This is a genomic window from Arthrobacter sp. B2I5 (genome assembly GCF_030816735.1).
Taxonomy (GTDB): domain Bacteria; phylum Actinomycetota; class Actinomycetes; order Actinomycetales; family Micrococcaceae; genus Arthrobacter.
Genome location: NZ_JAUSYF010000001.1, coordinates 4,368,908 through 4,391,065 on the forward strand (window position 1 = coordinate 4,368,908; position 22,158 = coordinate 4,391,065).

The following is a 22,158-nucleotide window of genomic DNA, read 5'->3' on the forward strand; positions in this document are numbered from 1 at the left end:
CCAGGCAAGTGTGCGGCGGGCAGGGCTGCATCTGAACTTTTGCCGGCGCCCGGCCGTTGTGGATTAAGGTCATTCGCAGGGGTGGCCAGTAGTATCGGGTGTAGGAGTGGCCGCTGCCGGCGGGCACGACGCGCAGTGCCGGACCGCCCTGCAGGAGCTGGCCAGCAACAACTACTGCCCCGGAACCGGGGGGAAAGGAGAAGAACCATGGGTCTGCTGGACAAGGTTGAACGTGGCATTGAAAAGGCCGTCCGCGGTGTCTTCTCCACCGGTTCCAAAGCCCAGGTCGAACCTGTGGAGATCGCCAGCAGGCTCCGCCGCGAGGTGGACCACAAAGCGATCACCGTTGCGGCCGGACGGACTTTGGTCCCCAACGTCTTCGACGTCCAGCTCAGTGACGACGACTTCGGACGCGCCCAGGAGTGGGGCACGCCGCTGGCCGAAGAACTCTGCGATGTGGTCATCAACCACGTCCGGAGCCAGGGCTACATCCTCCAGGGGCCCGTCCGGATTTCCTTCCGCCGCGAGACTGCACTTCGCCCCGGCGATTTCGAAATTGCCTCCTCCACCGAGAAATCCCAGGGCTCCGGCGCGAACCAGCCCAGGCCGAACGTTCCGGCAGCACCGAGCCGTGCGCCCGTGCGGCTGCAGCCCGTCCTGGACATTGAGGGCCAGCGCTATTCGCTGAACGCCCCGTCCATCGTCCTGGGCCGGTCATCCGAGGCCGATATCCACGTCGAGGACACCGGCGTATCGCGGCGCCACCTGGAAATCCGCACCGCCAACGGCGTAACCAGCGCCGTGGACCTGGGGTCCACCAACGGCAGCTACGTCAACGGCCAAAAGGTCTCCGGCAGCACCGAACTCACAGACGGATCCACCATCACGATGGGACGGACAAAGATCATCTTCCGCCTGCTTCCTGCCAACCCGGGTGGCCACGCATGAGCGACCTGACCATCACCGCGCTGCGGTTCGGCTTCCTGCTGCTCCTCTGGGTGCTCATCTTCAGCATCGTCTCCGCCATGCGCCGGGACCTCATGCTGGGCCGGAAAGCCGCCTCGGGCGTCCCAACCGCCCGCCAGGTCCGCCGGAACCCGGAACTCGCAGAGAACCAGCAGCCCGTCAAGCAGCAAGCCCGGCAACTGGTAGTGGTCGAAGGACCGCTCAAGGGCAGGACCCTGCCGCTGGCAGCCAGCCCCATCCTGCTGGGACGCGCCCAGGAAGCCACCCTGGTGCTGGAGGACGACTACGCCTCCGGCCGCCACGCCAGGCTCTTCCCCCAGGGCAGCCGCTGGTTCATCGAGGATCTTGGCTCCACCAACGGAACCTACCTGGGAGACCAGCAACTTACCCGTGCCCTGCCCGTCGAGCCAGGGGTACCCGTGAGAATCGGCAAGACGGTCATTGAATTGAGGCCGTAACCGTGGCCGAGCCTGAAAACTCCGCAACCGGCTCCAGCCCGGCGCAGCGGCCCCTCATCATGCGCTTTGCGGCGCGGTCCGACGTCGGCCGGATCCGCTCCAAGAACGACGATTCCGCCTACGCCGGACGCCACCTCGCCGTCGTCGCGGACGGCATGGGAGGGCACGCGGGTGGCGACGTTGCCTCAGCCGCAACCGTCCTGGACATGATCCACCTCGACAGTCCGGACCACGGCGACGAAGCCGGGACGATCCTCGCCGATGAAATCCAGACCGCCAACTCACTGCTCTCCGAACTGGTGCACATCAATCCCAAGCTGGCGGGCATGGGCACCACCGTGACGGCGCTCCTGCTCGCTGACGGCAAGCTGCACTTCGCGCACATCGGCGATTCACGCGCCTACCGGCTCCGCGATGGCGAATTCAAGCAGGTCAGCGTGGACCACACCTTCGTCCAGCGGCTTATCGACGAAGGCCGGCTCCGGCCGGAGGAAGCGGAAACGCACCCCCACAAGAATGTCCTCATGCGTGTCCTGGGGGACGTCGATGCCAGCCCCGAACTCGATCTGGACACCCTCGACGCCCGGCCCGGCGACCGCTGGCTGCTGTGTTCGGACGGGCTGAACTATGTTGCCGCCCACGCCGTGGAGCGGACGGTCCGGGAAACCCACAACCTGCACGAGTGCGCCGAAACCCTTGTCCAGCTGACCCTTGAGGCCGGTTCCCCGGACAACGTCACCGTGGTCATGGTGGACATCGTGGAGGAAACGCCCGACGACGTCAGTACCGCCGCCGTCGAAATCGTTCCGCCGGTGCAGGGCAGCAAGCCCGCTGCCGCGGCAGCAGGTGCCGCCGGCCCCGCCACAGCCGCATCCTCCATCCCCGGGGACGGGAAGGAAGCCGCCAAAGCCGGTTCCGACCCGGAAGATGCCGGGCAACACCCGGGCCCGGAAAAGGAACCGGTTGACGGCGGCGCCAAGGAGGGGGAAACCGGTTCTCCTGATCCCGGCAGCACCGACCCCCACCTCGGTGAGCATCTTTCGGCGGAAGTCCTCCGCGAAGAACTCGCCTCCCGCCCGCATGAACTCGTGGGTGCCGCTGCCGCCGCCGCCGAATTCGGCTCCATTCCAACCGTGGCAGGGCGTACCGTCGCACGGCGGGCAGCCACCCTCCTCACGCACAAGGCGGAACCGGCCGGCGAGCCGGAGGACACCCTGCCGGCGCTGCGTCCCCGCCGCTGGGTGGCCTGGTCCGTCGCAGCCGCCGTCCTGGTTGTCGTGGCCGTTGGCCTTTGGCTCGGGTACGCCTGGACCCAGACCCGCTACTACGTGGGCGAGTTCGATTCCCGTGTTGCCATCTACAACGGGGTGTCCCAGAGACTGGGCCCCATCCAGCTGTCCTCGCTGGAAACCGTGACGGAGATCCGCATGGACTCGCTACCGCCGTTCTCGCAGCAGCGGGTGCGCCAGACCGTCCCTGCCAACGATCTCTACGACGCCCAGCGGATCGTCAAGAACCTGGAGCTCACAGGAACCACCTCGCCCGAGGACGAATGCCCCAAGCCGTCGGCCAGCCCCTCAGGAAGCACAGCACCCTCAGCAAGTGCAGCACCACCGGCCAGCGAAGCCGCTCCGCCGGCGCCCGCATCGGACGCCCCGGCGCCAGCGCCTTCACCTGCACCATCGGGAGCTTCTCCTTCCCCCACTCCGACTATCACCTGCGAGGCGGCGAAATGAGCCAGGTAAGCACTTTGCCCAAGCCCCGCCGGAACGTTGAACTTGCGCTCCTGCTGCTGGCACTTGCCGTCGGCATCGGCGCCAACATGCTGGTGGGCGTGGACCAGGAGAAGGCCTTCGATTCCGACTTCTGGTTCCAGTCCAGCCTGTTGGCGGTGGCCGCCCTGGTGTTCCACGGTGTCCTGCGCTTCCGTGCCAAATATGCCGATCCGGTAATTCTTCCGATCGTGGTTGCCCTGAACGGCCTGGGCCTGGCGATGATCCACCGCCTCGATGCTCCCGGCGAGGATACTGGCAACAACCAGCTCCGGTGGACCCTGATCGCCATGGCTGTGGCCATCGCCGTCGTGTTCTTCCTCAAGGACCACCGCATCCTGCGCCGGTTCACCTTCATTTCGCTGGCTGCGTCGGCCCTGCTCCTGATCCTGCCCCTTGTGCCGGGGATCAGCGCCGGGGAAATCCTGGGCGCACGGGTGTGGATCAGGTTCGGCCCCATGACGTTCCAGCCGGGCGAAGTAGCCAAGATTACCCTCGCCATATTCTTCGCCGGGTATCTTTCCTCCAACCGCGACCTCATCCTGCTCGCCGGCCGCAAGATCGGCCCCCTGCAGTTTCCCCGGTTCAAGGACATGGGCCCCATGATCACGGCCTGGCTGGTCAGCATCGGTGTCCTGATCTTCCAGCGCGACCTTGGTTCCTCCCTGCTGTTCTTCGGGCTGTTCATCGTCATGATCTACGTGGCCACCAGCAGGATCAGCTGGGTGGTCATCGGCCTGGCCCTGATTCTCGGCGGCGGTTTCGTGGCAGCCCAGGTGTTCTCCCACGTCCAGCAGCGCGTCTACGGCTGGCTCAACGCCTTCTCCCCCGACGTCTATGAAAACGGCAGCCGGCAGGTCATCGAAGGCCTCTTCGGCATGGCCAACGGCGGCCTGGTGGGCACCGGCCTTGGCCAGGGACGCCCGGACCTGGTCCCCTTCGCCAACAGCGACATGATCATCGCGTCCCTGGGCGAGGAACTGGGACTGATCGGCCTGTTCGCCGTCGTCCTGCTGTACCTGCTGCTGGTCACCCGCGGATTCCGCGCCGCACTGGGTACCCGCGATGCGTTCGGCAAGCTGCTCGCCTGTGGCCTGTCCTTTGCGGTGGCCCTTCAGTGCTTCGTGGTCATTGGCGGTGTCACCCGGCTCATTCCTTTGACAGGGCTCACCACGCCGTTCCTCGCAGCAGGCGGATCTTCCCTCCTGGCGAACTGGATCATCGTGGGGCTGCTCCTGATGATTTCCCATGCAGCCCGCGGCCCGGTGGACACCACCCCGCTCCCGCCGGCCGGCGCGGCAGCAGCAACTGGCATTGACACTCCTACCGAGGCGGTGAAGCAGGCATGAACCAGGCAATCCGGCACTCATGGGTGGCCGCCGTGGCCATGTTTGCACTGCTGTTCGGTGCCATCAGTTATGTGCAGGTGGTGGGCGCCGACGACCTCAAGACCAACCCCCTGAACCAGCGCGCGATCCTGCAGAACTACTGCAACGACCGCGGGGCCATCATCGTTGGCGGCACCCCCATCGCCGAGTCGGTGGAAACCGGTTCGGAGACCTGCAAGTTCCAGCGCACCTATACCCAGCCCGAGCTCTATGCCGGCCTCACCGGCTACTTCTCCAAGAACTACGGTGCCACCGGGCTGGAGCAAACCATGGGCGCCGAACTCGCGGGCAACTCCGACCAGCTCTTCCTGGACCGGGTGGGCCAGCTCTTCCTTGGCAACCAGCCCAAGGGCGCGTCAGTGGAGCTCACCATCGATCCCCAGATCCAGCAGCTGGCCTACAGCCTGATTCCGGACGGCCAGCGCGGCTCCATTGTGGTGACCAATCCCAAAACCGGTGCCATCCTGGCCATGGCGTCCAAGCCTTCCTACAACCCCAACTCAGTGGCCACGCAGGACGCTGCCGCCGAACGGTCCAACATCAACGAACTGGTCAAGATTCCAGGCATTAACCTGAACCAGAACGTCAGCGGTCCCACAGGGGAACTGCTGGCACCGGGCTCCGTCTTCAAGCTCGTGGACACGGCCGCCGCGCTTGCTTCGGGGAAGTACAACAAGGACAGCCAACTCCCCAACCCTGCCGAAATGCCCTTCCCGGGCATCCAGTACAAGCTGCCCAACTACGCGGGCGGCAACTGCTACACCAGGGACACTGCCAGCTTCGCCTTCGCGCTCCAGCAGTCCTGCAACACCCCCTTCGCCAGCATCGCGCTGGATCTTGGCCGCGATGCCATCGCCGAGCAGGCCAGGAAGTTCGGCTTCGGCGAGGACGTCGGGGACCAGCTGAAGCTGGGCCACGCGCTGGGCAACGGGTTCCCCGAGAACCTGGACGGACCCGGCCTGGCGCAGTCGGCAATCGGCCAGAAGGATGTCCGCGCCACGCCGCTGCAGATCAATATGATGACCTCCGCCATCGCCAACGGCGGAAAGCAGATGCAGCCCAACCTCATCAAGACTTTGCGCTCCCCGGACCTTCGGGTCATCGACGAACCGCAGCCGCAGCAGCTGCGCACCTCCACCACCCCGCAGATCGCCAGCCAGATTACGGAGTGGATGGCAAGCGCCGTCAGCGAGGGCATTGCCAAGGGCGCAGCAGTCCCCGGCGTCCAGGTGGCCGGCAAGACAGGAACCGCGGAGCTGGGGAACGGAACCAACAACTCCTGGTTCACCGGCTTCGCCCCCGCAAACAACCCGCAGGTGAGTGTCACGATCGTCATGGAAGGCGTGAACATCACCACCGGCGCACAGCTGACCAGTCCTAACGCGAAGAAGATTTTTGAGGCGGTGTTGAATAAGTGAGGCCTACAACCGGAATCACCCTCGGCGGCAGATTCCAGCTGACCACGCGGATTGCGATCGGCGGCATGGGGGAAGTCTGGAAAGCCAAAGACCTCGTCCTGGGCCGCATCGTCGCCATCAAGGTGCTGAAGGAGGAATACACGGGGGACCCCGGATTCCTCCAGCGCTTCCGTGCGGAGGCCCGCCACACCGCCCTGCTGAACCACGTGGGCATCGCCAACGTCTTCGACTACGGCGAAGAGGAAGGCTCAGCGTACCTGGTCATGGAACTGGTCCCCGGCCAGCCGCTGAGCAGCATCATCGAGCACGAACAAGTGCTGTCACCGGACCGTACGCTGTCGATCATCGCGCAGACCGCCCGCGCGCTGGCCGTTGCCCACGCCCAGGGCCTGGTCCACCGCGACGTCAAGCCAGGCAACCTCCTGATCACCCCTGACGGCCGGGTCAAGGTCACGGACTTCGGTATCGCGCGCCTCGCCGACCAGGTGCCCCTCACCCAGACCGGCCAGGTCATGGGAACCGCGCAGTACCTGGCACCCGAGCAGGCCACCGGCCAGACCGCCACGGGATCCTCGGACATCTACTCGCTCGGTGTCATCGGCTACGAGTGCCTCAGCGGGCACCGTCCGTTCTCCGGTGAATCCCAGATCGCCATCGCCCTGGCACAGGTGAACGATGCTCCGCCTCCCCTTTCGGAAAGCCTGCCGGCCCCCGTGCGGGCCCTCCTGATGTCCATGCTGGCCAAGGACCCCAAGGACCGCCCGGCGAACGCCATCAAGCTGGCCGAAGCAGCGGAGGCGATCCGCAACGGTGACATCAGCGCAGCACGCGCCGCTGTGCCCGGCATGCTTCTTTTCGACGCCGACACCGGGCCCATCACGGCACCCGTTGACACCGCCACTGCCCCCACCGGCGTCATTGGCACCCAGCATGATTCCACCCCCACAGCCACGTCCGCCCTCCCGGTAATCGGTGCCGGGGCGGCCGGTGCTGCCGCCGGCATGGCCGCAGGCGCCGCCGCCGAAGGGGACGCGCCCAAGGGCCCGCTGGCCCGCGCCAACGCGCTGGCCGCCGAACGGAACTGGGACCAGGAGGAGGAAACGTACGACGACGGGCCCTCCGATGAGCCCCGGCGCAAGGGACGCAGTCCATGGACATGGCCCCTGGTGGCCCTGATCCTGCTGCTCCTGTTTGCGCTGGTGGGTTTCCTGCTGAACCAGATGGGCCTGTTCTCGCCGTCCGGCAACCCGACGTCGGGCACCACCACCAGCAGCGCGGCCCCCTCATCGGCGACACCCACGCGGACCCCGTCGGCCACGCCCACGCAGACACGCAGCACACCGACGCCCACACCCACCCCGGAGCCCACGCAGGACACGGTGAACGTGATACCTGCCGCCTACCTTGGCAAGGATTACCGCCAGGTCCAGACTGCCCTTGCGAACCTGGGGCTCCAGGTGACAGTCCTTCCTCAGGAGAGCGCTACGGATGCGCCCGGAACAGTGGTGGAACTGAACCCCACCGGGGCCGTGCCCAAAGGCACCCTCATCACTGTGATCTACGCGACCGCTCCATCGCCGGCCCCCACCACAACCACGGCACCGAAGCCGACGCCTACCCCCACCACGTCGTCGCCCGTTGCGGGTCCCACCCCCATCTCGCCCCTGGCCACCTGCGCGGCCGGCCAAACGGCCGGAACGCCCGCAACCTGCGTGCCATAACCGTCGGGACAACCAGTGAATGAGTCACCACGCACACCGTTGCACCGGGAGGACAGCCTGCCGGTGGATAACCGGCGTGTCCTGAGCGGCCGCTACGAGCTGGGCAGCCTCATTGGCCGCGGTGGCATGGCGGATGTCTACCGCGGAACCGATACCCGCCTGGGCAGGACAGTTGCCGTCAAGCTGCTCCGGCCGGACATGGCCCGGGACCCGCAGTTCCAGGCACGGTTCAAGCGGGAGGCCCAGGCCGTCGCCGCCCTGAACCATCCTTCCATCGTGGCCATCTTCGATACCGGTGAACACCTGGTCCATGAAGGCACTGGCGAAGACGTCCGGGTGCCCTACATCGTGATGGAATACGTCGAGGGCAGGACCCTCCGCGAGCTGATCCGCGCCAATGAGGTCGGCATCGACCAGGCCATCGATTACTGCCTGGGTGTCCTGGGCGCGCTCGAGTACAGCCATAAGGCCGGAATCGTCCACCGGGACATCAAGCCGGCCAACGTGATGTACTGCCCGGGCACCAATTCGGTGAAGGTGATGGACTTTGGCATCGCGCGCGCCATCGCCGATTCCTCGGCCACCATGACCCAGACCCAGGCAGTGGTGGGAACGGCGCAATACCTGTCACCCGAGCAGGCGCGCGGCGAATCCGTCGATGCCCGGAGTGACCTTTACTCCGCCGCCTGCCTGCTCTATGAAATGCTGACGGCGCGTCCTCCGTTCGTCGGAGACAGCCCCGTGTCAGTCGCCTACCAGCACGTGCGCGAAATTCCGGAGCCTGCCAGCAGCCTGAACCCGAAGGTTTCGCCGGCCCTGGACTCCGTCCTCGCCAAAGCGCTGCAGAAGAACCGGGATGACAGGTTCCAGGATGCAGCAGCCTTCCGCCGTGCCCTAAGGGCTGCGAAGGCCGGTGTGCCTGTCCCTGCCGTGCCGGCGTCCGAGGCGCCCACCGATCCCAACGACCATGTTCCCCAAGCGGCCCCGCCCACCGAGGCCTTCGCCGCAACAGGGGCAAGCTTCCTTGATGACGCACCCACCGGCCGCCTGGCAGCAACCACGGTCCACGGCGACGGCGGACCCGGCGTTCCGCTGGAACTTGCGGGTGAGGACGGGCCGGAGGAATACAGGCCGAACGGGTACAGCGCGGCTGCGCCGCTCCCGCTTGGCTTCCCTCCGGAACGTGAGCCGAGCACGCGGCAGAAGTCCCGCCGTCGTGCCTGGATCGCCACCCTGGTGATCTTCACCCTGCTGGTACTCGCCGGCGGGGGCCTGTGGCTTTACCAAACGGTCAACCGGCCGGCCCCCGCTGCACCCAAGGTCTCAATACCCGCCGTCGCATCCATGACGGAGAGCGCGGCGCTTCAGGTACTGTACGACGCCGGACTGCGCCCCAGGATTGCGCGGGCGGCAAACGATACGGTGCCCAAGGGAACCGCCATCGGGACTGATCCCGCGGCGGGCGGTTCGCTCGATTCGGGGGCGGACGTCATCCTCAACATCTCCGAGGGCCCCAGTTCGGTGAAAGTCCCGGACAGCCTTCCCGGCAAGACTGAAGCTGCCGCGCGGGACATCCTGCGCCAGGCGGGACTTGCTGGTGCGCCGACCACCAGCACGGCCAACAGCGCCACCGTCCCGGCCGGGATCGTCATCACCTCCAACCCGGCACCGGGCCAGAGCGTTGGCGTGGGCACCAGCGTGGAGCTCATCGTTTCCACCGGCAAGGTGGTGGTCCCGGAATTGCGGAGCCTGGCCCGTGAAGAGGCGGAGGCGGCCCTGAAGGAGCTTGGCCTGGTGCCTTCGGTGGTCGAGGCGGAAAACTCGCAGGTGGAGCCAGGCAGGGTCACCGACCAGAGCGACCCCGCCAACACCGCCGTCGTCCAGGGAAAGACCATCACCATCGTTGTGGCCAAGGCGCCGCCGCCACCACCGCCGCCGTCTCCCACGGAAACCCCAACCCCCACGGCGACACCGAAGCCGACGCCGACGCCCACCAAGAAGGGCTGACGTCCTCCTGGTCGGCTGAGGCGCCGCCGGCAGCCTTACTGACGTCTAGTGCTGGATGAGGGGGCTCAGTTTCGCCGCCCGCGCTGCTGCGCCCTTCATGCCCAGCGATTCCAGCCAGTTGCCCAGCATCTGGTACCCGCCTTCGGTCAGGACCGATTCGGGATGGAACTGCACACCGCAGAGCGGCGCCGTCCGGTGCTGCAGGCCCATGACCACACCGGACGCGGTTTGCGCGGTGACTTCCAGGACATCGGGAATGGATTCCCGGACCGCGGCCAGTGAGTGGTAGCGGGTGGCCGTGACGGGGGAGGGGAGCCCGGCGAAAACGCTGGTGCCAATGTGCTCCACCTGGGACGTCTTGCCGTGCATGAGTTCAGGGGCGTGGGTCACCTTGCCGCCGAAGGCCTCGGCCAGTGCCTGGTGGCCCAGGCATACGCCGAACATCGGCACGCTGTTTTCACCGCACCACTTAATCAGCTCGATGCAGATGCCGGCCTCGGCAGGATTTCCCGGGCCCGGTGAGATGAGGACGCCGTCGCGGGTACCGGCAAGTTCAATTGCCTCCGCCAGCGTAACGTCGTCGTTGCGGACAACCGTGGTTTCGGCGCCGAGCTCCTGGAGGTAGCCCACCAGGGTGTAGACAAAGCTGTCGTAGTTATCCACTACAAGGATCTTGGTTGTGGTCATGGCTGGTCTGTGGAACCAATCGTCGAGTCGGTGAATTGGGTGAAATGGGACATCCAGGGGAACAGGAACTGGACCATCAATACCAGGGCAGCGAAGACCAGTGCCAGCGAGATGATGATCCTGAGCCAGAGCGGTCCGGGAAGGTGGCGGAAAATCCAGGCGTACACGGTCAGCTCCTTCCGGTGGCTGCTGCAACCTGCGCCGCGATCTCGGCCGGCGGCCCGGCAGCAGTGGGACGCCAGCTGTCCAGGAGGGCGTAGGCGATGATGCGTTCTTCCGCGCCGAAGCGGGGATTGCAGCTGGTCATGGTGAGGTAGCTTTCGGTGGGCGTGGCGCCGGGCTTGGTTGGGACCGGCTCCAGGACATCCGTGCGGGAGGGCATCACAATCTGGTTGTTCCGGAAAACGTAGACGTAATAGCCGTCCTTGGTCTGGACGTAGATTTTGTCACCGGGCACCAGTGTGTGGATGTTGTCCAGCACCGCGCCGTGCGTCTGCCGGTGCCCCGCGACGGCAAAGTTGCCCACGGCCCCGGGCATGGCCGTGTTGCTGTAGTGGCCAAGGCCCAGGGTGTCCAGGACGTCCTGGCTGGTCCCCTGGACAATGGGGCGGGTGTAGCCGGGGCCGAACCGGGGGATGTACATGATGCCGATCGTTCCCGCATGGCCGGGGGCGGTACCCACCACGGGTTTGCCGAAATCTTCAGCTGCGGCCGGCGGTGCGGAGGGGGCTGCTGGCGCGGGAGCGGCGCTGCTGAGGTCCTGGGCAAATTCCTTGATGACCTGGCTCTGCTTGGCGTCGGACTCGACGTTGGTCCACCACAGCTGCCACGCGACGAAGAGGAGGAGAATGACGCCGGCGGTTATCAACAGCTCACCCAGCACCTGGATGATGCCAGGCAGCAGGGCACGGCGCGACGCGGGCGCAGTGGCGGGCCCCGCCTTCTCCTGCAATACCACGCGTTCTCCTCCGGGCGTCTGCCCTGGGCACAGGCTGCCCATCAACTGCGGCTAGAATTGGCTGCTAGTAAGAATCCAGATTTGACCAAGATCGCGCAGACCGCTGGCAATTTCCTTCTTGCAGGATACCAAGCCCGGACCGCCGAACTTGCCCAGCCTGCCAAGGAGAGCCAGTGCCCGAGTCAAAGCCTCGCAAGAAGACCGCCAGCACCGCCCAACCGGCTTCCCCCCAGGCCTACAAGCCCAACCCCGTGTGGTTCAAGCCGGTCATGTTTGGCCTCATGATTATTGGCCTCTTCTGGATCATCACTTTTTACATCAGTGAGGGCCGCTTCCCGGTGCAGGCCTGGGAATCGTGGAACATCGTAGCCGGCTTTGGCATTGCGATCGTGGGATTCCTGATGACCACCCGCTGGCGCTCCTAGCGGCGCCGCGGACCGTTCCAAGGAGTACTGCACTGGCTCCCGATTCCGCCGGCGTAATTATTGGCGAGGACGGCCTGGCCCGCCCGGCGTGGGCTGCCTCGGATCCGCTCATGCGGAACTACTACGACCAGGAATGGGGCCTGCCCGTCACTGATGAGCAGGGCCTGTACGAGCGCATCTGCCTGGAGGGCTTCCAGGCAGGACTCTCATGGGCCACCATCCTGCGGAAGCGTCCCGCGTTCCGTGCCGCCTTCGCAGCGTTCGATCCGGAAGCTGTGGCGCTCTTTGGCAGCAGGGACGTGGAGCGGCTGATGCAGGATCCGGGCATCGTCAGGAACCGGCTGAAGATCCTTGCCACGATCAGGAATGCCCAGGCCACGCTGGAGCTTAGGAACGACGGTGGATTGGTGGACTTTGTGTGGGGTTTCGCCCCGGACAGCACCCCGCAGCCGCGGGTAGCCGCCGAAATCCCCACCCAGTCCGCGGAGTCGGTTGCCTTGTCCAAGGCACTGCGGAAGCGCGGGTTCTCCTTTGTGGGACCCACCACCATGTTTGCCTTGATGGAGGCTGTTGGGATGGTGGATACCCACCTTGTGGACAGCCACCGGCGTGGGTCGTCCGGCATCTGGCCCGGATAGTACGTTCCCGGTATTAATGCGGTTATCCCCAGCTGTTGGGAAAGTTATCCACAGTGTGGAAAAGCTCCCCAGGGGGCTTAAAACGGAGCGTTTGACCGGCCGGGCGATGCCGATCCAGTTAAACGGTCGGGCAGATGCCGTTATTAACAGTGTGGAATACCTGTGGATAAACATCACGACGGACTGCGTGAACTTCCTGCCCGCGACCTGGGACGCTGTCAGCGGTCCCGCTTTACGGGGTGGTGGCTGGTGATGGAGACCCGGTTGAACGCGTTCATGGTCACCGCAACCCAACTCACCGCTGAAAACTCCTCTGCCGTCAGGCACTCCCGCGCGGCGGCCTCGGCATGCTCGCGTGACTCCTGGTCCGGGAGCTCCGTGATGCTCTCCACCAGTGCCAGAGCTGCGCGCTCCCTGCCCGTGAAGAGTGGGGTGTCCCGCCATGCCGGCAGGACCGCCAGCCGCTGCGCGCTTTCCCCGGCCTCAACGGCCTTTCGCACGTGGAGGTCCAGGCAGTAGGCGCAGCCGTTAAGCTGCGAAATCCGGACGTTGAGGAGTTCCAACAGGCCGGGTCCGATTCCGGCTTCCTCTGCTGCTTCCTGCACCTTGAGGCCCAGGCCGCTGATCGCCTTCCAAAGGGCCGGATGCTGTTTGTCCAGGTACAGGTGCTCGGTGACGCCCACGGGGATCCTTGTCGCTTGGAAGGCTTGGCAGGCAACCATCATAGGCAGGAGTCGAACGGGCGGCGGGCCAACTTATCCACTTACCAACATCGCAATACCCACAAGTTATCCACAACTGTGGGTAAAGCCGTGGAAATCGTCCTTTTGCCGCCGCTGCAGCCTACTCCTGTGGGATTTCCAGCGCCCGAACTACACATCTGTCAGTTATTAACATTGTGTATAAGGGTGTCGATAACATGCCGGTGGGAGCGGGAAACCAGCCGTTGGACGTTGTTTTGCATACCCGTATCCACAAAAAGCGGGAAAACCTCCTGCTTATCCACTTACACACATCGATATCCCCACAGGTTATCCACAGATGTGGAGAACGAGGGCCAGCTTCCAGCCGAAGGCCCGCTGGGGACCGGGAATGGCGGGACGATGCGCTGAACTACAGCCGTGTAAGTTACCAACACTGTGGATAAACGCTGTGGAAAACGACGATGCCCCCGACACCGCAAGGCGTCGGGGGCATCGGTAACTACAGGCGCCGGCAGGCTATAGCGTCACGCGGACCCAGCTCACCGCTATGAGCAGCGCCAGCACTGCTGCTACACCAAGAACCTGGATCAGACCCTGCCGGCGGCCACGAGGGGTGTAAGCGAAAACCGCAGCACACAGGCCGCCGGCCACGAGGCCGCCCAGGTGGGCCTGCCAGGCAATCTGGGGGATCAGGAAGCCGATGACACCGTTGATGGCGATCAGCACCCACAGCTGGCGCGTGTCCCCGCCGCGGTGGCGCTGAATGAGAAGCATCGCGCCAAAGAGTCCGAAGATTGCTCCCGAGGCGCCGACCACGCCATATAACGGCTGACCGGGCAGATACAGGGGTGTCAGGAGCAAATAGCCCACAGAGCCGCCCAATGCCGAAACAAGGTAGAGCACCAGGAAGCGTAGGCGTCCCAGAAGCGGTTCCAGGGCCTGTCCGAACACCCAGAGCATGTACATGTTCAGGGCGATGTGCAGGATGAAGCCCTGCGAGTGCAGGAAGGCGGAAGTGACCATCCGCCAGGGTTCGAACTCACCCCAGCGGGGCTCCGCGTATACGTTGGCAAAGCCGAGGCTCTGGTAGATCAGGTCATTGGGAACCAGCCACTGCAGCACGTACAGCACCGCGCACGCTGCGATGATGCCGAACGTTACCAATGGCCTGCCGGTGGCAACGGCACCGCCATAGACGGTCCGCACCTCCGGCGTCGTACGTTTTGTTTCGTTGACGCAGTCAACGCATTGGAATCCGACGGCGGCCGCCCGCTGGCAGTCGGGGCAGGCCGGGCGCCCGCAGCGCTGGCAGCGCACGTAGGACGGCCGGTCCGGATGCCGGGGGCAGACCGGAACCTGGGCGGACGGCTCGGCCGACGGAATTCCGTAACTCATGGTGGAGCGTTACAGCTGTTCGATGTCGATGCTGTTGATGGTCACGTCTTCAACCGGGCGGTCTCCCATACCCGTGCGTACGCCCTCGATGGCGTCGATAACCTTCTTGGATTCGTCGTCGGCCACTTCACCGAAGATGGTGTGCTTGCCCTGGAGCCAGTCGGTGGGGATGGTGGTGATGAAGAACTGTGAACCGTTGGTGCCCTTCCCCATCTGGATGCCCGCGTTGGCCATGGCCAGCTTGTAGGGCTGGTTGAAGCTCAGTTCCGGGTGGATTTCGTCGTCGAAGCGGTAGCCGGGGCCGCCGGTTCCGCGGCCCAGGGGATCGCCCGCCTGGATCATGAAGTCCTTGATGATGCGGTGGAAGATGGTTCCGTTGTAGAGCGGGGTGCCGGTCTTGTCCTCGCCGGTTTCCGGGTGGGTCCAGGCCTGCTCGCCGGTGGCAAGGCCAACGAAGTTCTTGACAGTCTTGGGCGCGTGGTTGCCGAAGAGGTTAACCACGATGTCGCCGAGGCTGGTGTGGATGGTTGCTTTTGCAGTTGCGATGGCAGTCATAGGCCCCATTCTTCCACGCCGGTTATGGGCGGCCACGGCTGCGGGCACAGTTCCGCGCTCGGTGAAATCGCCCTAAAATCCGCAGAGTGAATAGCCCGTGGTGATCTGGGCACGTAGGCTAGCGACAGAACCGTCACATTAATCGGGAGGTAGTTGTGAAGAAATCGGATCGTATTGCCCGTGACCTTGAGCAGTCGGTCACCAGTGCGGTGGAAAACGCCAAGGATTGGGCGGCCCCCCGGGTGGAAGCTGCCGTGGATTGGGCTGTTCCGCGCCTCCAGCATGGCCTGGATACCGCATCTCCCAAGATCCAGGAGGGCCTGAAGACGGCCGCGCACAGCCTGGCTGACGGTGTTGCCACCGTGACTCCCCGGATCCAGGACGGTCTGGCCCAGTTGGCCCCCAGGATCAATGACGTTGTCGACGGTGCTTCGCCCAGGCTGCACGAGGCTTTGGACAAGGCCACACCTGTTGTCCTGAATGCCCGCGACCGCGTGGTGGTGGAATACCTGCCCAAGCTGTCGGACCAGATCGGCGTGGCCTCCGGCGCAGTTCACCGCACGCTGGAAAACACCCCGGCACGGGTGGATGCCGTGGCCCAGAAGCTGGGCGACGTGGGAATCATTCACGCTATCCAGGAACAGGCCCAGGCAACCGGTACGCAGCTGAAGGCAGCCGCGGCAGGCGCCAGCCGGGCAGTAGACGTTCAGCTCGCCCAGCCCGAGAAGCCCAAAAAGCGCGGCTGGCTGGTCTTCGGAGTTGTTGCTGCTGCCGTAGCCGCGGGTGTTGCCGCATGGAAGGCATCCAAGCCGGTCGAGGATCCCTGGAAGACGCCCTCGCCGGTGACGCCCACTCCTGCTCCGGTTCCCGCCACCACCGTCAGCGATGTCAAGGAAAGCAACGCGGACAGCACCGGCAGCGCTGCTTCTGCCACCGGATCTGCCACGGCTGCCGCCGCGGACAAAGCCGGCGACGTAACCGATACGGTCAAGGAAAAGACAGCGGAGGCCGCTGAAAAGGCCAAGCACGTGGCCGCAGATACGGCGGAGGGTGCAAAGAGCGCCGCCAACGACGCCAAGACGGACGCGGGGGGCGACAAGGGCAGCAGCCAGGCCTAGTTTTCGCCAGCACTCCAAGGGGCTCCGTTTCACGACGGGGCCCCTTTTGCGTACCGCTCACGCCTTGCCGCAAACCCTCCTGCCGGGCCGTCCACATTCTCCGGAGCGCAGCGCGGCAGCGAGCCTCTGTTGGGGGCAGGCCAGAGCCCGGATGCTAGATTTGTAGTGATGCCAGCCAATCAATCCTCTGGGGATGCCGTGAACGACGCAGCCGTACAGCTCCGCGTGTCCATCGTCATCCCGGCATACAACGAGGAGAGCGTGATCAGGCAGTGCCTCATCGCAGCCATCTACCAGTCTGTTCCGGCCCACGAGATCATTGTGGTGGACAACCTTTCCAAGGACCGGACCGCTGACATCGTCCGCCAGATGCAGCTTGAGTATCCGGAAAGCCCCATCATCCTGCTCAGCCAGGACCGGGAGCAGGGACTCATCCCCACCCGCAACTTCGGACTGGACAGTGCCACGGGGGACATCCTGGGGCGTATCGACGCGGACTCCATCGTGGAGCCCGACTGGGTGGAGCAGGTGCAGAAGGCCTTCGCGGACCCGTCCGTCCAGGCGGCCACCGGCCCTGTGGTCTACTACGACATGCCCATGCGCCGCTTTGGGCTCAAGGCCGACGACAAAATGCGCCAGCTGATGCTCAAGCTGGCCAAGCACCAGTACCACTTCCTGTTCGGCTCCAATATGGCCCTGCGCGCCACTGCCTGGGAGACCATTCGCTCCGAAACGTGCCGGGATGAGAAGGACGAGATGCACGAGGACATCGATTTGTCCCTGCATCTGGCCGACCATGAGCTTCCTGTGCGCTACTGGCCTCAAATGGTGTCGGGGATGTCCGCGCGGCGGTTGGAGGACTCTCCCCGCGACTACCGCTACTACGTCACCCGTTTTGACCGCACCTATAAGGCCCACAATGTTAGGAAGATGGCCTTGAAGGCCCCCATGGTGGTCTTCTTCTCGGTGTATTTCCCGGCCAAGCTCCTCAGGGCCATCCACACGGTCAACACAGCCCAGCCCATGCGCCGCGGCGGGCAATAGCCTTAGTCGGCCCCGAGCTCGGCGAGGCGTTCCGACGGCGGCTCATCCTTTGGTGCCCTTCCGCGCCTGCCGGCGTTCCGCTGGCCAAGGACCACGACGGCGAGCCCGGCCAGGATCAGGCCGAGCCCGGCGTAGGTGCCGCCAGGCAGGGTCTCGTGCAGGAACACGGCCGCCAGCAGCGCAGCCCCGGGGATCTCCAGGAGGATGATCATGGAGACCACGAGCGGGCTCATGGTGGCCAACAGATGGTTGAACGCGGTATGCCCCACCAGTTGCGCGCAGACGGTAATGGCAGCGATGCCCAGCCATCCTGTGGGCTCGAACCCGGCCAGCGGCTGGCCGGCGAACAGGGCCAGTACGGCAACCAGGGCGGCGCACATCCCATAGCAGAGCGTGGTGTAGGTCCCCGTGGTCATGCTCTGCCGCGCCTTGCCCCCGGCCAAGGTATAGAGGCCCGCCAGCGCACCGCCGGCCACCGCCAGCAGGTCTCCCGTGAGGGCCTGCGGTGAGGTGCCCAGGTCAAAGCCGGTGATGGCAACGACGCCGCCAAAGGCGATGCCCAGCCCGGCCAGGACCTGCCAGCGGTGGCGGGTGCCGCGGAAGAGCTGGAAGACCGCGATCCAGGCTGACTGAAGGCAAACCAGGGCTGTGGCGGCGGCTACGGAGGTGAGCTGCAGGGAGGTGATGAAGCAGGCAAAGTGCAGGGCAAGGGCGACGGCGGCCAGGGACGACCAGCGGAATTCACGGCGGGTTATCCGGCCGAACTGGCGGGGTTCACGAACAAGGGTGGGGGTGGCCATGACGGCTGCTCCGATGGCGTTGCGCCAAAAGGCAATGGCCAGGGCACTGACGCTGGTGGCACCGAGCGTGGCTGCAATCAAAGGGCCGGACGAGGCGACACCCAGGACGCCCAGGGCAGCGAAGAAGAAGTTCATGGCGCACCCCTGAAGCTCGTCCTTAACGGAGATGGAAAGCGAAAAGTCCCGGCCGGCGTTTCCGCTGACCGGGACTTCCTCATGGTGGAGGCACGGGGACTCGAACCCCGAACCCCCTGCTTGCAAAGCAGGTGCGCTACCAATTGCGCCATGCCCCCATAAGAAGCAACCCGTCCATCATACCCTAGAACCGCGGAGCCCCTGACAGGCTCCCGGAGTGGGTGTCCGTGCTAGTCCACCGTATCGGTTGACTTGCTCCAGACCGTTTTCCGGGCTTCGGATTCCTGTGCTTTCCGGTAGACCAGGACGCCTGCGATTGCGGCTGCCAGTACAAGCAACTTCTTCACATGCTCCCCGTTCCAGCCAAGTTCCGGATAAATCCGGACCAAGCCTTTGTTTGAAACCTGCACAGGTTCCGTGGGCGTACCAGGACTTGAACCTGGGACCTCTTCGTTATCAGCGAAGCGCTCTAACCGCCTGAGCTATACGCCCCGATGCCTCATCGGGCCGAGACATGACTTTACAGCACATCCCGGCCCGATCTCAAATCGGGCCTTTCCACCGGTTTGCGGCCGGCGGAAATGGTTTCCTAATCGTCGGTGAGGGTAACGCCTATGCCGCCCACGAGGGTGGCGGAAATGTTGTAAAGGACGGCAGACAGCATGGACAGCGCCGTCAGCAGGACAACGTTGACCACGGCAATGATGGTGGCGAACGAGGCCACCTGTCCCAGCGAGGCCACCTTCTTCAGTTCGAAGCCGCCGCTTTCGGAGCCGGCGAGCGTACCAAGCAGGCTGTCCACCTGGTCGAAGATCCCGGTCAGGTCCAGGACAGTCCAGAGGACAATGGCGGCAACCACCGTGACGATTCCCAAGGCCACGGAGAGCAGGAATGCCATCTTCAGGACAGACCACGGGTCCACCTTGCTGATCAGCAGCCGGGCGCGCCGGACCTTCGCCTTGGGCGCCGGCTTCACCAGGCCGGGCGTTCCCTGGCCCGGAGCCCCCTGCCCGGGACGTTGTCCCGCCGGTGCCGGGCGCTGGCCCTGCTGTCCCTGCTGGCCCTGGAAGGGACGCTGGCCGGGCTGGGCGGGGCGGTCGCCCTGCTGCGGGCGCTGGCCCGGCGCAGCGGGGTGCTGGCCTGGAGCCCCGGCAGGAGCTGCCGGCCGCTGCTGCGGACGTACGGGGGCGTTTACCCGGGGTGCCCCGGAAGGCCGGTTCCCGTCGGGAACAGTACTGTTCGGCTTGGGAAATGAGTCGGAATTACTCACTCGTTACCTCCGTGTTGTCTTCGTTCGGCTCAGCGTCGCCCGAGGCGTCCTCTGACTCAACGGCCGGTGATTCTTCTGCCATTGCTGGCGCGGCGGATTCCCCAGCGGTCCCGCCATCTTCAGCCAACGTTACGTCATCTCCGGAAGATTCCTCGTCCTCAAGACCCCGTTCACTGTTGCGCGCCACCTCAATGATCCGGTCATTCTTGTCCGGCTTGGCGAAGATGACGCCCATGGTGTCACGGCCCTTGGCAGGAACACCGGCAACCGAGGACCGGACAACCTTGCCGCCCTCCATGACCACCAGGACTTCATCCTCCTCCTGGACAATGAGTGCCCCTACCAGGTGCCCGCGTTCTTCCTGGTACTTGCCCACCTTGATGCCCAGGCCGCCCCTGCCCTGCAGGCGGTATTCCTCCACAGCCGTGCGCTTGGCATAGCCGCCCTCGGTCACGATGAACACGAAGGAACCGTCGGTGACAACGTCGGCGGCCAGCAGTTCGTCGTCCTCGCGGAACTTCATGCCGGTAACACCCGATGTGGCGCGTCCCATGGGGCGCAGCGCGTCATCGGTGGCGGTGAAGCGGATCGACTGGCCCTTGCGGGACACCAGGAAGAGGTCGTCGGTTTCCGAAACAAGCTGGGCGGAGACCAGTTCATCACCGTCGCGCAGGTTGATCGCGATCACGCCGGCCGAACGATTGGTGTCGTAGTCCTCCAGCCTGGTCTTTTTCACCAGGCCCCTCTTGGTGGCCAGCACCAGGTATGGCGCCTGCTGGTAGTCCTTCAGGTCCAGGACCTGGGCAATGTGCTCATCCGGCTGGAACGCCAACAGGTTGGCCACGTGCTGGCCCTTGGCGTCCCGGCCTGCTTCCATGAGCTCGTATGCCTTGGCACGGTAAACGCGGCCAAGGTTGGTGAAGAACAGCAGCCAGTGGTGGGTGGTGGTTACGAAGAAGTGTTCCACCACGTCGTCACCGCGGAGCTGGGCGCCCTTGATGCCCTTGCCGCCGCGTTGCTGCGACCGGTAGTTGTCGCTGCGGGTGCGCTTCACGTAGCCGCCACGTGTGATGGTGACCACCATCTCCTCTTCGGGGATCAGGTCCTCCATGGACATGTCACCGTCGTAGCCCATGAGGATCTTGGTCCGCCGGTCATCGCCGTGCTTGTCCACGATTTCGCCGAGCTCGACGCTGATGATCTCGCGCTGTCGCTGCTCGGAACCCAGGATCGCGTTGTACTCCTCGATCAGGGCCTCGAGTTCGGAATGCCGGTCCTGGATCTTCTGGCGTTCCAGTGCGGCCAGGCGGCGCAGCTGCATGTCCAGGATGGCCCGGGCCTGCAGCTCATCAATGTCCAGCAGTTCCATCAGCCCGTCGCGGGCAGCTTCGGTGGTGTTGGACGCGCGGATGAGGGCGATGACCTCGTCGAGCATATCCAGTGCCTTCAGGAGGGCACGGAGGATATGGGCTTCTTCCTCCGCTTTGCGCAGGCGGTACCGGGTGCGGCGCGCAATGACGTCCATCTGGTGCGTCACCCAGTGGCGGATGAACGCATCGAGACTCAGGGTCCGCGGCACACCGTCAACGATGGCCAGCATGTTGGCGGAGAAGTTGCTCTGCAGTTCGGTGTGCTTGTAGAGGTTGTTCAGCACCACCTTGGGCACTGCGTCACGCTTCAGCACAATGACCAGCCGCTGGCCGGTACGTCCGGACGTCTCGTCGCGGAGGTCGGCGATGCCCGAGATTTTGCCGTCCTTGACCAGTTCGGCGATCTTGATGGCAAGGTTGTCCGGGTTGGCCTGGTACGGAAGCTCCGTGACCACCAGGCAGGTGCGGCCCTGCAGTTCCTCCACGGCAACCACTGCCCGCATGGTGACCGAACCACGGCCGGTCCGGTAGGCGTCCTCGATTCCCTTGTGGCCCAGGATGGTGGCACCGGTGGGGAAATCGGGACCCTTGACCCGCACCAGCAGTTCCTCGAGGAGTTCCTCGCGGGTGGCGCCGGGGTTGGCCAGGTACCACTGCACGCCGTCGGCTACTTCGCGGAGGTTGTGCGGCGGAATGTTGGTGGCCATGCCGACGGCGATGCCGGAGGAACCGTTCACCAGCAGGTTGGGGAACCTGGCCGGCAGGATGGTGGGTTCCTGGTTCTTGCCGTCGTAGTTGTCCTGGAAATCGACCGTTTCCTCGTCGATGTCCCGGACCATTTCCATGGCCAGCGGGGCCATCTTGGTTTCGGTATACCGGGGTGCCGCTGCGCCGTCATTGCCGGGCGAGCCGAAGTTGCCCTGGCCCAGCGCCAGCGGGTAACGCATGGTCCAGTCCTGGATAAGACGCACCAGGGCGTCGTAGATGGCGGTGTCACCATGCGGGTGGTACTGGCCCATGACCTCGCCCACCACGCGGGCGCATTTGTTGAAGGACCGGTCGGGCCGGTAGCCGCCGTCGAACATCGCGTACAGCACCCGGCGGTGCACGGGCTTAAGGCCGTCACGGACGTCCGGAAGGGCACGGCCCACGATGACGGCCATGGCGTAATCCAGGTAGGAACGCTGCATTTCCGTCTGCAGGTCCACCTGTTCCACGCGGTCGATCAGCACGTCGCCTTCAAGAACGGTGTCCGGAGTTCCGGCCTCGGGGGCGGGAAGCTCGGGGGTTTCGTCGCTCATTCTTTAATGTCCGTTTCAGGTATATGTC

The 22,158-nt window shown here is 64.9% G+C and carries 21 protein-coding genes and 2 tRNA genes; 11 read left to right on the top strand and 12 right to left on the bottom strand.

Going from position 1 to position 22,158, the window contains the following annotated elements; translation table 11 throughout:
- Positions 1-207: 207 nt before the first annotated feature.
- The 7 genes from QFZ60_RS20350 to pknB are packed head-to-tail and all read left to right on the top strand — an operon-like array spanning position 208 to position 9,730.
- Entirely contained in the window at positions 208-948 is a 741-nt protein-coding gene (locus tag QFZ60_RS20350) for a DUF3662 and FHA domain-containing protein (RefSeq protein WP_307092843.1), read from the top strand.
- Complete coding sequence (locus tag QFZ60_RS20355; RefSeq protein WP_056336060.1) at positions 945-1,424, top strand: FHA domain-containing protein; 480 nt, start codon at positions 945-947, stop codon at positions 1,422-1,424. The genes QFZ60_RS20350 and QFZ60_RS20355 overlap by 4 nt, the downstream gene beginning before the upstream one ends.
- A gap of 2 nt (positions 1,425-1,426) precedes the next feature.
- Positions 1,427-3,160, top strand: a complete 1,734-nt coding sequence (locus QFZ60_RS20360; RefSeq protein WP_307092844.1) for a PP2C family serine/threonine-protein phosphatase — start codon at positions 1,427-1,429, stop codon at positions 3,158-3,160.
- Positions 3,157-4,545 (top strand): FtsW/RodA/SpoVE family cell cycle protein, encoded by a 1,389-nt coding sequence (locus QFZ60_RS20365; protein WP_056336053.1) that lies wholly within the window; start codon positions 3,157-3,159, stop codon positions 4,543-4,545. The genes QFZ60_RS20360 and QFZ60_RS20365 overlap by 4 nt, the downstream gene beginning before the upstream one ends.
- Positions 4,542-6,002 (top strand): penicillin-binding transpeptidase domain-containing protein, encoded by a 1,461-nt coding sequence (locus QFZ60_RS20370; RefSeq protein ID WP_307092846.1) that lies wholly within the window; start codon positions 4,542-4,544, stop codon positions 6,000-6,002. Before QFZ60_RS20365 ends, QFZ60_RS20370 begins: the two co-directional genes overlap by 4 nt.
- Positions 5,999-7,723 carry a protein kinase gene (locus QFZ60_RS20375; protein WP_307092847.1) on the top strand — a complete coding sequence of 575 codons (1,725 nt, stop codon included), beginning with the start codon at positions 5,999-6,001 and terminating at the stop codon, positions 7,721-7,723. Before QFZ60_RS20370 ends, QFZ60_RS20375 begins: the two co-directional genes overlap by 4 nt.
- 15 nt (positions 7,724-7,738) lie before the next feature.
- The gene (gene pknB / locus QFZ60_RS20380) at positions 7,739-9,730 is read left to right on the top strand and encodes a Stk1 family PASTA domain-containing Ser/Thr kinase (protein WP_307092848.1); all 1,992 of its coding nucleotides are present in this window, start codon (positions 7,739-7,741) and stop codon (positions 9,728-9,730) included.
- Positions 9,731-9,775: 45 nt separating this feature from the next.
- On the opposite strand, the gene QFZ60_RS20385 is transcribed toward pknB, so the two are convergent.
- From QFZ60_RS20385 to QFZ60_RS20395, 3 genes are read right to left on the bottom strand one after another with little or no spacing between them, the layout of a single operon-like run.
- On the bottom strand, positions 9,776-10,417 hold the full coding sequence (locus QFZ60_RS20385; protein ID WP_056336041.1) for an aminodeoxychorismate/anthranilate synthase component II: 642 nt from the start codon (positions 10,415-10,417) through the stop codon (positions 9,776-9,778).
- Complete coding sequence (locus QFZ60_RS20390) at positions 10,414-10,584, bottom strand: hypothetical protein (protein ID WP_307092850.1); 171 nt, start codon at positions 10,582-10,584, stop codon at positions 10,414-10,416. The genes QFZ60_RS20385 and QFZ60_RS20390 overlap by 4 nt, the downstream gene beginning before the upstream one ends.
- Positions 10,585-10,586: 2 nt before the next feature.
- Positions 10,587-11,375 carry a class E sortase gene (locus QFZ60_RS20395; RefSeq protein WP_307092851.1) on the bottom strand — a complete coding sequence of 263 codons (789 nt, stop codon included), beginning with the start codon at positions 11,373-11,375 and terminating at the stop codon, positions 10,587-10,589.
- Positions 11,376-11,548: 173 nt separating this feature from the next.
- Between QFZ60_RS20395 and QFZ60_RS20400 the strand changes: the two genes are divergently transcribed.
- Together QFZ60_RS20400 and QFZ60_RS20405 are read left to right on the top strand one after the other, a co-directional pair.
- Entirely contained in the window at positions 11,549-11,800 is a 252-nt protein-coding gene (locus QFZ60_RS20400) for a cell division protein CrgA (protein WP_142118660.1), read from the top strand.
- 32 nt (positions 11,801-11,832) lie between these two features.
- Positions 11,833-12,438 carry a DNA-3-methyladenine glycosylase I gene (locus tag QFZ60_RS20405; protein ID WP_307093412.1) on the top strand — a complete coding sequence of 202 codons (606 nt, stop codon included), beginning with the start codon at positions 11,833-11,835 and terminating at the stop codon, positions 12,436-12,438.
- Between the two features lie 218 nt (positions 12,439-12,656).
- Here the strand turns inward: QFZ60_RS20405 and QFZ60_RS20410 are convergent, their stop codons facing one another.
- The 3 genes from QFZ60_RS20410 to QFZ60_RS20420 form a co-directional block, all read right to left on the bottom strand.
- A complete protein-coding gene (locus tag QFZ60_RS20410) occupies positions 12,657-13,121 on the bottom strand; it encodes a carboxymuconolactone decarboxylase family protein (protein WP_307092852.1) in 465 nt (154 codons plus the stop codon).
- 537 nt (positions 13,122-13,658) lie between these two features.
- A complete protein-coding gene (locus QFZ60_RS20415; RefSeq protein ID WP_307092854.1) occupies positions 13,659-14,537 on the bottom strand; it encodes a rhomboid family intramembrane serine protease in 879 nt (292 codons plus the stop codon).
- 9 nt (positions 14,538-14,546) lie between these two features.
- On the bottom strand, positions 14,547-15,092 hold the full coding sequence (locus QFZ60_RS20420; RefSeq protein ID WP_307092855.1) for a peptidylprolyl isomerase: 546 nt from the start codon (positions 15,090-15,092) through the stop codon (positions 14,547-14,549).
- A gap of 155 nt (positions 15,093-15,247) precedes the next feature.
- Between QFZ60_RS20420 and QFZ60_RS20425 the strand changes: the two genes are divergently transcribed.
- Positions 15,248-16,210: a hypothetical protein gene (locus QFZ60_RS20425; RefSeq protein ID WP_307092857.1), complete on the top strand. Its 963-nt coding sequence runs from the start codon at positions 15,248-15,250 to the stop codon at positions 16,208-16,210.
- 168 nt (positions 16,211-16,378) lie between these two features.
- Entirely contained in the window at positions 16,379-17,254 is an 876-nt protein-coding gene (locus tag QFZ60_RS20430) for a glycosyltransferase family 2 protein (RefSeq protein ID WP_307092858.1), read from the top strand.
- A 2-nt stretch (positions 17,255-17,256) separates the two neighbouring features.
- On the opposite strand, the gene QFZ60_RS20435 is transcribed toward QFZ60_RS20430, so the two are convergent.
- From QFZ60_RS20435 to gyrA, 6 genes are all read right to left on the bottom strand, one after another.
- Positions 17,257-18,189 (bottom strand): DMT family transporter, encoded by a 933-nt coding sequence (locus QFZ60_RS20435; RefSeq protein ID WP_307092860.1) that lies wholly within the window; start codon positions 18,187-18,189, stop codon positions 17,257-17,259.
- An 82-nt stretch (positions 18,190-18,271) separates the two neighbouring features.
- A tRNA-Ala gene (locus QFZ60_RS20440) sits at positions 18,272-18,347 on the bottom strand.
- A 72-nt stretch (positions 18,348-18,419) separates the two neighbouring features.
- Positions 18,420-18,536, bottom strand: a complete 117-nt coding sequence (locus QFZ60_RS20445; RefSeq protein WP_229748488.1) for a DLW-39 family protein — start codon at positions 18,534-18,536, stop codon at positions 18,420-18,422.
- Between the two features lie 71 nt (positions 18,537-18,607).
- Positions 18,608-18,681: transfer RNA gene (locus QFZ60_RS20450), tRNA-Ile, on the bottom strand.
- Between the two features lie 97 nt (positions 18,682-18,778).
- Positions 18,779-19,459 (bottom strand): DUF3566 domain-containing protein, encoded by a 681-nt coding sequence (locus QFZ60_RS20455; protein ID WP_307092862.1) that lies wholly within the window; start codon positions 19,457-19,459, stop codon positions 18,779-18,781.
- Entirely contained in the window at positions 19,452-22,130 is a 2,679-nt protein-coding gene (gene gyrA, locus QFZ60_RS20460) for a DNA gyrase subunit A (RefSeq protein ID WP_307092864.1), read from the bottom strand. Before gyrA ends, QFZ60_RS20455 begins: the two co-directional genes overlap by 8 nt.
- Positions 22,131-22,158 lie beyond the last annotated feature (28 nt).